Consider the following 13,106-nt stretch of genomic DNA (forward strand, 5'->3'; position numbering starts at 1 on the left):
TGTAGGTAAAGTGATTGATCAAAAATTCGATCCACTACAAGCATGGAAAAATGCTTATGAACAAACCGAAACATTTTGGGGAAAAGCGCTCAATGAAACAATTAAAACAGAAGAATATTCTGCTTGGATGGGCAGCGTTCTAGATTTGAATTTGTTTTATCAAAAAGCATTAAATGATACGACAAAAAATTATTTAGAGCAGGTAAATGTGCCTACGAAAGAGGATATCGCTAGAGTGGCTACGCTTGTTATTAACTTAGAAAATAAAGTGGATAACATTGAGGAGTTTCTAGAAGATAAGGTAGAGTCAGTAGGACAAGCTCCTACATTAAAGCGCGATGTTACGAAAGTAAAACAAGATATTCGCACATTAGAAACGAAAGTTGATCAAATTTTAGAATTGCTAGAAAAGCAAAATGCAGTACTAGCAAAACTACAAGAACCTGTAAAAGAAGAAGTAAAACCTACGAATAAGCCAGAAAATAAAAAGTGATAATAGCGCTTGTTTATAACATATGAAAGAGAAAGGGAGAATCTCTTTTCTATGTATAAACAGCGAAACATAATTATATAGGGACTCCATAGTATGAGTACCAAAATGATTCATAATAGTCGTTCACAAATTCATTTAAGGGGGAGAAGAAATGGTTCAATTAAATGGCAAAGTAGCAATCGTAACAGGTGGGGCAAAAGGGATTGGAAAAGCAATCACAGTAGCGTTAGCACAAGAGGGCGCAAAAGTTGTTATTAACTATAACAGCAGTAAAGAAGCAGCTGAAAACTTAGTAAATGAACTAGGAAAAGAAGGACATGACGTTTATGCAGTTCAAGCAGATGTTTCTAAAGTAGAAGACGCAAACCGACTTGTAGAAGAAGCAGTGAATCATTTTGGTAAAGTTGATATTCTTGTTAATAATGCTGGTATTACAAGAGATCGTACATTCAAAAAGTTAAATCGTGAAGATTGGGAACGCGTAATTGACGTGAACTTAAGCAGTGTGTTTAATACGACAAGCGCGGTACTTCCATACATAACGGAAGCGGAAGAAGGTAGAATTATTAGCATTTCTTCTATTATTGGTCAAGCGGGTGGATTTGGACAAACAAACTACTCAGCAGCGAAAGCAGGTATGCTAGGATTTACAAAATCATTAGCATTAGAGCTTGCAAAAACAAATGTAACTGTAAACGCTATTTGCCCAGGGTTTATTGATACTGAAATGGTAGCAGAAGTACCAGAAGAAGTACGCCAAAAAATCGTTGCGAAAATCCCGAAAAAACGTTTTGGTCAAGCTGATGAAATTGCAAAAGGTGTAGTATACCTATGCCGTGACGGTGCTTATATCACAGGTCAGCAATTAAACATTAACGGCGGATTATATATGTAATGAAGTAAGAAAAAAGTGCATATCCATAGCAGGAATGCACTTCTTTTTTTAGAAGGAAATTGACCAAAAAGGAGATAGAAAAATGACTACATTCGCAACAGAATGGGAAAAGCAATTAGAGCTATACCCAGAAGAGTACCGAAAAGCATATCGCCGAGTGAAAAGGGCGAGTGAAATTTTATTACGTGAACCAGAGCCACAAGTAGGATTAACGCCGAAAGAGGTTATTTGGACGAAGAATAAGACGAAGCTTTATCGCTACATTCCAAAACAAGAAAAAACACAAAGAGTCCCAATTCTACTAATATATGCTCTTATTAATAAACCATATATTATGGATTTAACTCCTGGAAATAGTTTAGTGGAATATTTAGTGGACCGTGGTTTTGATGTGTATATGCTTGATTGGGGCACATTTGGTTTAGAAGATAGTCATTTGAAATTTGATGATTTTGTGTTTGATTATATTGCAAAAGCAGTGAAAAAAGTAATGCGAACTGCAAAATCGGACGAGATTTCTTTACTTGGTTATTGCATGGGGGGAACGCTAACTTCTATTTATGCGGCACTTCATCCGCACATGCCAATTCGTAACCTAATCTTTATGACAAGTCCTTTTGATTTCTCTGAAACAGGATTATATGGCCCTTTATTAGATGAGAAATACTTCAATCTAGATAAAGCGGTTGATACATTTGGAAATATTCCGCCAGAAATGATTGATTTCGGAAACAAAATGTTAAAACCAATTACGAACTTTGTTGGTCCATATGTTGCTTTAGTAGATCGTTCAGAGAATGAGCGCTTCGTTGAAAGCTGGAGGTTAGTTCAAAAGTGGGTTGGCGATGGCATTCCGTTCCCAGGTGAATCATACAGACAGTGGATTCGTGATTTTTATCAAAATAATAAATTGGTTAAGGGTGAACTTGTGATTCGCGGACAAAAGGTAGACCTTGCAAATATTAAGGCGAATGTCTTAAATATTTCAGGGAAACGTGATCATATCGCCCTGCCGTGCCAAGTAGAAGCGTTGCTAGATCATATTTCTAGCACAGATAAACAATATGTATGTTTACCAACGGGACATATGTCGATTGTTTACGGTGGAACAGCGGTAAAACAAACGTATCCGACGATTGGAGACTGGCTTGACGAGCGCTCTAAGTAAAAATAAAAAATCCAACTAGCATATGTTAGTTGGATTTTTTTATGTAAAATAACAAAACATAGAAAGGAGAAATTTATATTTTAGGAGTATAATTATGAAGCTTATGATTGGTAAGTTGTTTTGGGATACAGGAGCTTCTATGCCTTGTTATCCATCGTTAGAAAATGATATGTGATGTGCTTGTAGTTGGAAGTGGCGAAGCGGGTGCTCAAATAGCGTATTCGTTAGCGAAAATGGGAATGTGCGTTACACTTATTGAAAAAAATATGATTTCATGTGGCAGCACAGCTGCTAATACAGGGTTATTACAATTTCTTCATGATAAATCGTTAACCTCACTTATCCATACATTTGGCGAAGAAAAAGGGGTGCGAGCATATAAGCTTTGTTACGAAGCGTTACGAACAATGGAGAAAGTTGTACCGACTCTCGATATCGATCCCCAGTTTATTCCGCGAAACAGTTTATATTATGCAAGTAAAAGTGAAGATGTCTCATTTTTACAAGAGGAATACAAAACGTTACAGAATTATGAGTTTCCAGTTGAGTATTTTACAGCATCTGATATTAAGGAACGGTATCCTTTTACAAAACAAGCGGCATTATATACACACGGTGATGCTGAGGTAAATCCGTATTTATTAGCGCATAGCCTTTTGCATAAAGCAAATCAAATGGGTGCTACTATATATGAACATACAGAGGCCATATATATAAAAAAACGTCAAAATGATTTAATTTGTTATACGAAAACAGGAAATCAAATTGTAGCAAAGAATATTATTATGGCGACGGGTTATGAAGCACTTTTTGGAAAGAAAGAAAAAAATACAATAGTAGAAACTTCTTATGCAATTGTAACAAATGAAATAGATCAGTTTGAAGGTTGGTATGAGCGATCATTAATTTGGGAAACAGCACGGCCGTATTTATATTTTCGAACGTATAAAAACCGTATTATTGTAGGCGGATTAGATGAAGCAATGCAAATTCAAACAATCGGTGATACGAAATTATTGCATAAGCGTGATGTCCTTATTAACATTATAAAAGAGATGTTCCCGCAGTATAAAGATATACAGGCAGACTACTATTGGGCGGCAGCATTTGGCGGTAGTCATGATGGTCTCCCTATTTTAAAAGAAGATAATAAGATACATAATTTATTTTATGCATTGCCATATGGAGGTAATGGAACTGTGTATGGAATGGTATTTGCTAAAATATTTGAGCAGTTATTTACAAATAAAGAAAGTAAAGATTTTTCTTTATTTAATCGATAGAAAAAAGGTAGCGAAGTGATGGAATGAGAGATATAAAAAAGTTTTTACAAAAATTACGCCCTGTACAACTCATTGTTCTGTTTTATTTATTAGCGGTAGTTGTATCGGTGATATTGCTTAGTTTACCGTTTGTTACGAAGCCTGGTGTCAAATGGACATTTATAGATGCACTTTTTACATCGGTTAGTGCGGTAAGTGTTACGGGCCTGTCTGTTGTTACGATTTCAGATACATTTACTACGGCAGGAATTATTATTTTAGCCCTTATTTTACAATTGGGCGGCTTAGGAATTATGGCGTTAGGTACATTCGTTTGGATTATAACAGGAAAAAAGATTGGTTTGCAGAGAAGAAGACTCATTATGGCAGACCATAATCAAGGGAATTTATCAGGTCTTGTAGAATTGATGCGTTCTATTTTAATTGTAATTATTTCAATAGAGCTTATTGGAGCGATATTATTAGGTACAAGATTCTTACTTTACTTTCCAACTTGGCAAGAAGCTTATTTTCACGGTTTTTTTGCAGCTGTTAGTGCAACTACGAACGGCGGATTTGATTTAACAGGACAATCGCTAATTCCGTATAAAAAAGATTACATTGTTCAAATGATTCATATGTTACTTATTATTTTAGGAGCAATCGGCTTCCCTGTATTAATGGAAGTGAAACAATTCCTTAGTAAAAGGAGACAGCAACTATTTCGTTTTTCGCTATTTACAAAATTGACGACAACAACATTTTTTGCGCTCGTGGTCGTTGGAACGATTATGATTTTTTTACTAGAACGAAATCATTTTTTAGCAGGAAAGTCATGGCATGAAACAGTTTTCTATACACTATTCCAATCTGTGACGACGCGAAGCGGGGGACTTGCTACAATGGATATACTTGAATTGTCACAACCGACGCTTTTATTTATGAGTATATTAATGTTTATAGGAGCATCTCCAAGTTCGGTTGGGGGCGGGATACGTACAACGACATTTGCTGTTAGTATATTGTCACTATACACTTTTGCAAGAGGCGGGAGAACGGTTAGAGTCTTCAAACGTCAGCTACATGAAGAGGACGTGCTGAAAGCATCTGTCGTTATGACAATGGGGATTTTATTATGTGCCACAGCACTATTTATTTTATCTATTACGGAAAATGTACCGCTTATGAGTTTAATTGTTGAAGTCTGTTCTGCTTTCGGGACGACAGGACTATCGACAGGTATTACGCCAGATTTAACAACTGTTGGTAAACTTGTACTCATTGTACTTATGTTTATCGGGCGTGTCGGTATTTTAACATTTATACTAGCTAGTGGCGGAAGAGAACAGCCACCTCGCTATAAATATCCGAAAGAGAGAATTATTATTGGATAGTATGAAACCATTCTACCTAACATAGGTAGAATGGTTTTTTAGTCATTAATGCCAAATTGCGGATGCATAAAAGTATCCTTCTTATTATCTCCTTCTTTTTTTAGTAACTCTTGATTTTCTTCTGAAATCCAACCAATATCATTTGTAGGATGGATCCATTCTTCTCCAGCCATAATGGCAGGATCTACATCATCACTCCAATTGTGAAGTGGACTGTTCTCGGAATCATATTTACTGTCTCCGATTACGACGTCATATTGATTTATGAAAGGTTGTTGCATCTTCTTTCCTGTTCCTTTAAAAGATGGGAAATTCATTTGATGCGGGAGCGTTTCATCTAAAATGGGTGACTGGATTTTATCTTTCTTCTTCAAAATAAGAGCTCCTTTTTATTATGATTTCTTCATATGTAGTATTTCCATCTAACAGTTCTTATGTACTTGTTAACACTTGCCAGTAATAATTATTTTAGCTCGCTTCAAACTAGAGTAGAAAGTGAATTTTTGAGAGCAGGTGAATGTATTGGTAAAAAGAAAAGTGAAACAAAATGCGGCAATCAACAATAATAAAACTCCGAAAGAAAGCTTACCAGATGCAGAATTTGCATTAGAGTATGAAGGAGAAAATAGCGCGAAGTATGCAAATCGTAATTCAAAAAAAGGTAAACAAAAGTGAGGCGTTTTTTACAAACGCCTCATTTTTTTGTGGGATTATAAAGGTTTTTTTAATTATTTGTAAATTTAGTGTTCATTATTAGCAGAAAAATGCGAAAAAACATAGAAGTAGCAACGTATTACACAAAAACAAACAACAAACAAAAGATTAATGTTGGTTTAATACTGCTTTTACACTAGTTGTTTATATTTGAGTTGTACATAAGATTTGTAAAAGGAGAGAGAGACAGTGAAAAAAACAATCTTTAAAGCTGTAGCAACTGGAATGGTATTTTCGTTATTAATGGGGTGTGGTGCAAAGAAAGAAGAAAGTGCTGGGGCAAAAGTAAAAGATGATAAATTATCTGGATCATTAACTGTTTACACAGCAATTGAAGAAGAACTTGTACCAATTTATCTTGATTCTTTTAAAAAGAAATATCCAGATGTGAAGCTGAATATTGTTCGTGATTCAACTGGAGTTATTACAGCAAAATTGCTAGCTGAAGGAAAAAATACACAAGCAGATGTTGTATGGGGAACTGCAGCTTCAAGTCTATTAGCTTTAGATAAAAAAGATATGTTAAAAGGATACTCTCCAAAAGGAGCGGATCGCGTTTTACCGCAATTTAAAGATGATAAACAACCAGAAAAATGGGTAGGAAATACTGCATTTATGACGGGGATTGCTATAAATAAAGAAGAATTAAAGAAGAAAAATTTACCGATGCCAGAATCATACGAAGACTTAACGAAACCAGAGTATAAAGGAACGCTTGTTATGCCGCATCCAGCATCTTCTGGAACAGGATTTTTAACAGTTTCTGCATGGTTACAAATTATGGGTGAAGATAAAGGCTGGGATTACATGAAGAAACTTCATGATAATATGGCAACTTATACTCATTCAGGTTCAAAACCAGCGAAATTAGCGGGGGCGGGTGAATATCCAGTTGGTGTATCGATGGTTTATAGTGCTTTGAAAGAGAAACAAAAAGGTGCACCAGTTGAAGTTGTATTGCCAAAAGAAGGATTAGGTTGGGAAGTAGAAGCGAACGCACTTATTAAAAAAGATAATGCAAAAAATGAAAAATTAGCGCAAGCATTTTTAGATTGGGCAATTACTGATGATGTAATGAAGTTATACTTCGAGAAAAATGGATTTGCGACAATTAAAAATGATTATAAACTTCCAGATGGATTCCCTAAAGATGTGACGGAAAAATTATACAAAAAGAATGACTTTAAGTGGGCAGCAGAAAATCGCGACAAAATTTTAGAAAAATGGGAAAAAGAGTTTGGCCAAAAAGCAGAACCGAAAAAGTAAGTGAGTGGGAGAGAGAAAAAATGAGCGAATATTTATCAATTCAACACATTCAAAAACAGTTTGATGCATTTACAGCGTTAAAAGATATTTCTTTTACTGTGAAAAAAAATGAGTTTGTATGTTTATTAGGCCCAAGTGGCTGTGGGAAAACAACATTGCTTCGAATTTTAGCAGGGCTAGAAGAGGCGACAACAGGCAGTATAGCTGTGAATGGAAAAGATATTACAGCATTACCTCCTGGAAAGAGAAATTTCGGAATGGTGTTTCAATCATATGCATTATTTCCGAATTTAACAGCACTTGAAAACATTGAATACGGCTTAAAGACGAAAAAGTATGGAAAAGCAGAAGTAAAAGAGAAGGCGCTATCGGCGTTAGAACTAGTTGATTTACTGAATGTAAAAGATAAATATCCTGCTCAAATGTCTGGTGGACAACAGCAGCGAGTAGCACTTGCACGTGCGCTCGCTCTGTCTCCGGATATTTTGTTACTCGATGAGCCGTTATCTGCTTTAGATGCAAAAGTACGTGAAAAGTTACGTAGAGAAATGCGTGATTTGCAAGAAAAAGTAGGAGTAACAACTATTATGGTCACGCATGATCAAGAAGAGGCATTAACGATGGCTGATAAAATTGTTGTAATGAATCATGCGGAAATTATGCAGATTGGAACACCAGAGGAGATTTATCAAAGACCAGCCAATCCGTTTGTGGCAGATTTTATTGGTTCTATTAATTTCTTTTCGAAAAATAATGAAGAACATGCAATTCGTCCTGAACATGTAACGATTGTACAAAATGATGGTATTAAAACGGTTGTGGAAAGTATGGAATTTCGTGGATCTGTATACCGGACAGAAGTGCGAGTTATAGATGAAAAAACACATCTATATAATGAGAAAATCGTTGTAGATATATTGGCATCAGAAGTAGAAAAAACAGCTATTAGGAAAGGAAATCCGATTCAAATCTCTTTCTCAGAAAATCATATGTTGTCATATGGAAAGAAGGTTGTTGTATAGATGGAGATGTTAGAAGACTTAAAGGTAGAAAGTACGAAAAAAAAGATTAAGAGACGTATCGGTAAAGAAGAATGGATACAAAGACTATTAATTATTGGTATGATTCTTGCTTTTTTGATTATGCTTGTATTACCACTATTACAATTGTTTACACAAGCTTTTTATGATAAAGATGGAGCTTTCATTGGTGTTGCGAATTTCAGTAAATATTTCACAACCCCAACATTAGTTCAATCATTACAAAATACGATATGGATTTCGGGCGCGACAACAATTATTGCAGTGACACTTGCTTTCGCTTACGCCTATGCGATCGCTCGTACGAATGTATTTGGCAAGCGTGTATTTCAATATGTCGCGTTGTTACCATTATTCGCACCAACGATGATGCATGGTATCGCACTGACATATTTATTTGGTAATCAAGGATTAGTAACGAAAGGGATGTTTGGTTTATTTGAAGGTATACAAATCCCTTTATATGGACCAGTAGGAATTGTAATGGCTGAAGTCATGTATACATTTCCGCAAGCATTTCTTATATTATTAATTGCTTTCCAAGGTTCTGATTATCGTTTATATGAAGCTTCTAATATGTTGGGAGCGAGTAAAACAAAGCAATTTCTCACTGTTACTTTACCTAGTGTAAAGTATGGATTAATTAGTGCGATGTTTGTTGTGTTTACACTTAGTTTTACTGATTTTGGCGCACCAAAAATTGTTGGTGGGCAATATAATGTACTTGCTACTGATGTATACAAACAAGTAATTGGACAACAAAATATGCCGATGGGTGCAACTGTCGGAATGATTTTATTAATTCCAGCTATATTTGCATTTGCAGTTGATCGCATTACGCAAAGAAAGCAGGCAAATTTCTTATCTTCCAAAGCAGTGCCATATAGAATAACGGCTAATAAGAAAAGAGATGTAGTCTCATTCATATATTGTAGTGTGATTACACTTATGATTATTCTTTTATTTGTGGCGGTTGGTATTGCTGCAAGTGTGAAAGTATGGCCATATAATATGAGTTTTACATTTGAGCATTTTAATTTTTCGAGTTTAACAGGAGATGGACTTGAAGCATTTAAAAATAGTGTGATTGTCTCAGCAGTTACAGCAGTTATTGGGGCAATTTTAACATTTATGTTCGCATATGCGATTGAGAAAATAGATCAGCTAAAGTTTTTCCGAAAAACAGGCTACTTTTTCTCGATTGTCCCTTTAGCAATCCCAGGTTTAGTACTTGGATTGGGATACGTCTTTTTCTTTAGTCAACCAACGATTCAAATACTTGGACTTTCAGTAACGAATCCGTTTCATTCTTTATACGGAACAATTGCTGTGCTAGTACTAGTAAACATCATTCATTTTTATTCTGTAACATTCGTTACCGCAACGACTGCTTTAAAGAAATTAGACCGAGAGTTTGAGCTTGTTTCGCAGTCGATGGGCATTCCGTTTTATAAAACATTCTTTAGAGTAACAGTACCGATGTGTTTACCAGCAATTTTAGAAATGGTCATGTACTATTTCGTCAATTCGATGGTAACTGTGTCAGCGGTTGTATTCTTATACGCAGCTGATTTTAAACTAGCTGCCGTATCAATCGTAAATATGGATGATGCAGGAAATGTAGCGCCAGCAGCTGCAATGAGTGTACTTATTGTTGTTACAAATATTGTAGTAAGAGTTGTATATGAATGGGGAACGAAAGCACTTCGTAACCGAACGTCACAATGGCAAAAAAGATAAGTGAGAAGGGTGATGGATTGAATGAAAATAGAAGCAGTTATTTTTGATTGGGCAGGTACGACAGTTGATTACGGATGTTTTGCACCACTGGAAGTATTCATAAAAATTTTTCGTAAACGTGGTGTTAAAATTACAGATGAAGAAGCCCGTAAACCGATGGGATTATTAAAGATCGATCATGTAAGGGCACTAACAGAAATGCCTCGTATTGCGAATGAGTGGGAGCGTGTTTTCGGACATTTACCAACAGAAGCAGACATTCACGAGATGTATGAAGAGTTTGAAGAAATACTCTTTACTATTTTGCCACACTATGCCACGCCAATTGATGGGGTGAAAGAAGTGGTTGCTTCATTACGTAAAAGAGGCCTTAAAATTGGCTCAACAACTGGTTATACGAGAGAAATGATGGACATCGTTGCAAAAGAAGCAGAAATACAAGGATATAAACCTGATGTTCTTGTGACGCCAGATGATGTTTCAGCAGGCCGTCCGTACCCTTGGATGTGTTATAAAAATGCAATGGAACTTGGTGTGTATCCGATGAATCATATGATAAAAGTCGGGGACACAGTGTCAGATATGAAAGAGGGCAGAAATGCTGGTATGTGGACTGTGGGTGTAATTCTCGGTAGTAGTGAGCTCGGCTTAAGCGAGTGGGCAGCTGAAACTATGGATCCGGTAGAACTTCGTGAAAAAATGGAAGTAGTTCGAAAGCGTTTCGTTGAAAACGGGGCTCATTTTACAATTGAAACGATGCAGGGACTCGAAAACGTAATTGAACAAATCGAGAAACAAGAATTTATTATTTCATAAAAGGGGAATAGGATCATGACTGAAAATCACTACTTATTATTAACGCCAGGACCATTAACGACAACAAAAACAGTAAAAGAAGTTATGCTATACGATTGGTGTACGTGGGATGTTGAATATAACATGATGGTGCAACAGGTAAGAGCTAAACTTGTATCGTTAGCAACGAAGGAAGAAGAGAGATATACAACAGTATTAATGCAAGGAAGCGGTACGTTTTCAGTTGAAGCAGTAATCGGTTCTGTCATTCCAAAAAACGGAAAGCTGCTTGTTTGTACAAATGGTGCGTATGGTAAGCGAATTGTACAAATGGCAGAGATGTTACATATAGATGTGGTGGTCAGTCAAACAGAAGAGTGGGAGCCTACTAATATTGTAGAAGTAGAAAAGATATTACAACAAGATAAAGAGATTACACATATTGCAGTTGTTCATTGTGAAACAACAACAGGTATTATCAATCCAATTGTAGATGTATGTAAATTAGGGAAGCAATACGGAAAAGTAACACTAGTTGATGCAATGAGTAGTTTTGGTGGTATTGAAATAGATATCGCTGAGTTGCAAATTGACTTTCTAATTAGTAGTGCGAATAAATGTATTCAAGGGGTTCCAGGGTTCGGATTTGTTATTGCAAAGCGCGATGAATTGTTGAAATGTAAAGGGCAGGCACGTTCATTATCTTTAGATTTATACGATCAATGGGAAACGATGGAAAATCAAAATGGAAAATGGCGTTTTACATCACCTACACATGTTGTACACGCTTTTTATCAAGCACTACTTGAATTAGAAGAAGAGGGCGGAGTAAAAGCACGTTACAATCGATATGATAACAATCAAAAACTATTAGTGAATCGAATGAGAGAAATCGGATTTAAGCCACTAGTAGATGAAAAATATCAATCGCCTATTATTACATCTTTCATTTATCCAGAAGAATGGTTTGATTTTGATCAATTATACAATGAATTAAAGCGTGATGGATTTGTTATATATCCAGGTAAAATTTCAAAAGTAGATACATTCCGCATTGGAAATATCGGTGATGTACATGAGGCAGATATTCATCGCTTAGTTGATAGTATCGCTAAAGGAGTTGTTATAGGTTGAAAGTATTTTGCTTAGGTGGAGCAGGTAAAATTTGTCGTGAAGCAATTTTAGATTTAGTGCAATTTTCATCTTTTGAGACGATTACAGTAGCAGATTTTAACGAAGAAGAGGGGCTTAAAGTAGTAGAATGGCTCAACGATCCTCGCGTTGATTTTGTGAAAGTAGATGTAACGAATCATGAGGATACGGTTGCAAAAATGAAGGGCTATGACATTGTAATGGATGGTACAACAATTAAGTTAAATGGATTATCTACTCGATGTATTGCAGAAGCAGGTTGTCACGGTGTGAATTTAAATGGATTTGGTGAAGAAAATGATTCGCATTCTATATTTGTTCAAAACGGAAAAACATGTTTACCTGGGTTTGGTATGACGCCAGGTGTAACGCAAATGATGGCGATGCATGCAGCAAATCAGTTACATACTGTAGAGTCAGTTCGTGTAAGTCATGGTTCGTATCGTCCTATTGCTTTTTCTGCATCCATTACAGAAACAACGACATATGAATATGATCCACATTTGCCATCGCGTACAGTGTATGAAGATGGTGAGTTTAAGCAAGTGCCTCCGTTTGCGCGTCCAAGAGAAATTGAATTACCGGCGCCTTATGGTAAGACAACGCAGTATATCATACCGCATTCTGAAACGATTACGTTAGCAAAAGCATTAGAAAATAAAGGCGTTAAACTAATAGAGACGAGAGGAACTTGGCCAAAGCAAAATATGCAGCTCGTACGTGCATTGTATGATTACGGTATATTGCGTAATGATCCAGTTGAAATAAATGGAAAAGAAATCGGCATAATGGATTGTATTGCGAAGTATTTATTGCAATCGAAAGAAGGACAAGAAACAGAGATTTACGGTTATGCACTTCATGTAGAAGTAATAGGTATGAAAAATAATGAGAAACAAAGACGTGTATTATATCATACACACCCGTTATCTGATGGATCTGTTGTAGGATGGGAAAAATTAAGAGCTTATACGAGAAACGTCGGTATTCCATTTGGGATTGCTACAGAGCTAATCGCAAATGGGAATGTAAATAAAGTTGGTGTTGTGACACCCGAGGAAGCTTTTGTCAAACCACAAATTATTTTTGATGAACTAAAAAAGCGTGGTATTCATATTCACGAGGAAGTTTTCGTTGAAAAGGAAAGTTATAACTTTGTATAAGTAAGGCAGTGTATGAGGTAGAAA

12 protein-coding genes and 1 pseudogene are annotated in these 13,106 nt (G+C 36.0%); 12 read left to right on the forward strand and 1 reads right to left on the reverse strand.

Annotated elements, in window-relative coordinates; genetic code table 11:
* Positions 1-10: 10 nt before the first annotated feature.
* The 5 genes and pseudogenes from phaR (at position 11) to NST14_RS07050 (ending at position 5,212) form a co-directional block, all read left to right on the forward strand.
* Positions 11-493, forward strand: coding sequence for a polyhydroxyalkanoic acid synthase subunit PhaR (phaR, locus tag NST14_RS07030; RefSeq protein ID WP_000566940.1), 483 nt, complete (start codon positions 11-13; stop codon positions 491-493).
* Between the two features lie 151 nt (positions 494-644).
* On the forward strand, positions 645-1,388 hold the full coding sequence (locus tag NST14_RS07035; RefSeq protein ID WP_000250412.1) for an acetoacetyl-CoA reductase: 744 nt from the start codon (positions 645-647) through the stop codon (positions 1,386-1,388).
* Positions 1,389-1,470: 82 nt separating this feature from the next.
* Positions 1,471-2,556, forward strand: coding sequence for a class III poly(R)-hydroxyalkanoic acid synthase subunit PhaC (phaC, locus tag NST14_RS07040; RefSeq protein ID WP_000206335.1), 1,086 nt, complete (start codon positions 1,471-1,473; stop codon positions 2,554-2,556).
* 94 nt (positions 2,557-2,650) lie between these two features.
* A pseudogene (locus tag NST14_RS07045) lies at positions 2,651-3,839 on the forward strand (NAD(P)/FAD-dependent oxidoreductase).
* A 23-nt stretch (positions 3,840-3,862) separates the two neighbouring features.
* Positions 3,863-5,212: a TrkH family potassium uptake protein gene (locus tag NST14_RS07050; RefSeq protein ID WP_001204709.1), complete on the forward strand. Its 1,350-nt coding sequence runs from the start codon at positions 3,863-3,865 to the stop codon at positions 5,210-5,212.
* A 38-nt stretch (positions 5,213-5,250) separates the two neighbouring features.
* On the opposite strand, the gene NST14_RS07055 is transcribed toward NST14_RS07050, so the two are convergent.
* On the reverse strand, positions 5,251-5,586 hold the full coding sequence (locus NST14_RS07055; RefSeq protein WP_000725962.1) for a DUF3905 domain-containing protein: 336 nt from the start codon (positions 5,584-5,586) through the stop codon (positions 5,251-5,253).
* A gap of 148 nt (positions 5,587-5,734) precedes the next feature.
* Here NST14_RS07055 and NST14_RS07060 point away from each other — a divergent pair, with 148 nt between their 5' ends.
* The 7 genes from NST14_RS07060 to NST14_RS07090 all read left to right on the forward strand — a co-directional run bounded on the left by NST14_RS07060 (position 5,735) and on the right by NST14_RS07090 (position 13,082).
* Positions 5,735-5,887, forward strand: coding sequence for a hypothetical protein (locus NST14_RS07060; RefSeq protein ID WP_000240799.1), 153 nt, complete (start codon positions 5,735-5,737; stop codon positions 5,885-5,887).
* A 228-nt stretch (positions 5,888-6,115) separates the two neighbouring features.
* Complete coding sequence (locus NST14_RS07065; protein WP_000750887.1) at positions 6,116-7,192, forward strand: putative 2-aminoethylphosphonate ABC transporter substrate-binding protein; 1,077 nt, start codon at positions 6,116-6,118, stop codon at positions 7,190-7,192.
* 20 nt (positions 7,193-7,212) lie between these two features.
* Entirely contained in the window at positions 7,213-8,214 is a 1,002-nt protein-coding gene (locus NST14_RS07070) for a putative 2-aminoethylphosphonate ABC transporter ATP-binding protein (RefSeq protein WP_000006183.1), read from the forward strand.
* On the forward strand, positions 8,215-9,972 hold the full coding sequence (locus tag NST14_RS07075) for a putative 2-aminoethylphosphonate ABC transporter permease subunit (protein WP_000425420.1): 1,758 nt from the start codon (positions 8,215-8,217) through the stop codon (positions 9,970-9,972).
* Positions 9,973-9,993: 21 nt separating this feature from the next.
* On the forward strand, positions 9,994-10,788 hold the full coding sequence (phnX, locus tag NST14_RS07080; RefSeq protein WP_000687359.1) for a phosphonoacetaldehyde hydrolase: 795 nt from the start codon (positions 9,994-9,996) through the stop codon (positions 10,786-10,788).
* A gap of 15 nt (positions 10,789-10,803) precedes the next feature.
* On the forward strand, positions 10,804-11,901 hold the full coding sequence (phnW, locus tag NST14_RS07085) for a 2-aminoethylphosphonate--pyruvate transaminase (RefSeq protein WP_000138244.1): 1,098 nt from the start codon (positions 10,804-10,806) through the stop codon (positions 11,899-11,901).
* Complete coding sequence (locus tag NST14_RS07090) at positions 11,898-13,082, forward strand: saccharopine dehydrogenase family protein (RefSeq protein ID WP_000862149.1); 1,185 nt, start codon at positions 11,898-11,900, stop codon at positions 13,080-13,082. Before phnW ends, NST14_RS07090 begins: the two co-directional genes overlap by 4 nt.
* Positions 13,083-13,106: the final 24 nt, after the last annotated feature.

This window comes from Bacillus sp. FSL W8-0519, assembly GCF_038005585.1.
In the GTDB taxonomy this organism is placed as follows: Bacteria; Bacillota; Bacilli; order Bacillales; family Bacillaceae_G; genus Bacillus_A; species Bacillus_A paranthracis.

Bases quoted from the DNA above. Each gene is read 5' to 3' on its own strand.
- NST14_RS07070 (WP_000006183.1), top strand. From the start codon at position 7,213: ATGAGCGAATATTTATCAATTCAACACATTCAAAAACAGTTTGATGCA.
- phaC (WP_000206335.1), top strand. From the start codon at position 1,471: ATGACTACATTCGCAACAGAATGGGAAAAGCAATTAGAGCTATACCCA.
- phnX (WP_000687359.1), top strand. From the start codon at position 9,994: ATGAAAATAGAAGCAGTTATTTTTGATTGGGCAGGTACGACAGTTGAT.
- phnW (WP_000138244.1), top strand. From the start codon at position 10,804: ATGACTGAAAATCACTACTTATTATTAACGCCAGGACCATTAACGACA.
- NST14_RS07075 (WP_000425420.1), top strand. From the start codon at position 8,215: ATGGAGATGTTAGAAGACTTAAAGGTAGAAAGTACGAAAAAAAAGATT.
- NST14_RS07035 (WP_000250412.1), top strand. From the start codon at position 645: ATGGTTCAATTAAATGGCAAAGTAGCAATCGTAACAGGTGGGGCAAAA.
- NST14_RS07050 (WP_001204709.1), top strand. From the start codon at position 3,863: ATGAGAGATATAAAAAAGTTTTTACAAAAATTACGCCCTGTACAACTC.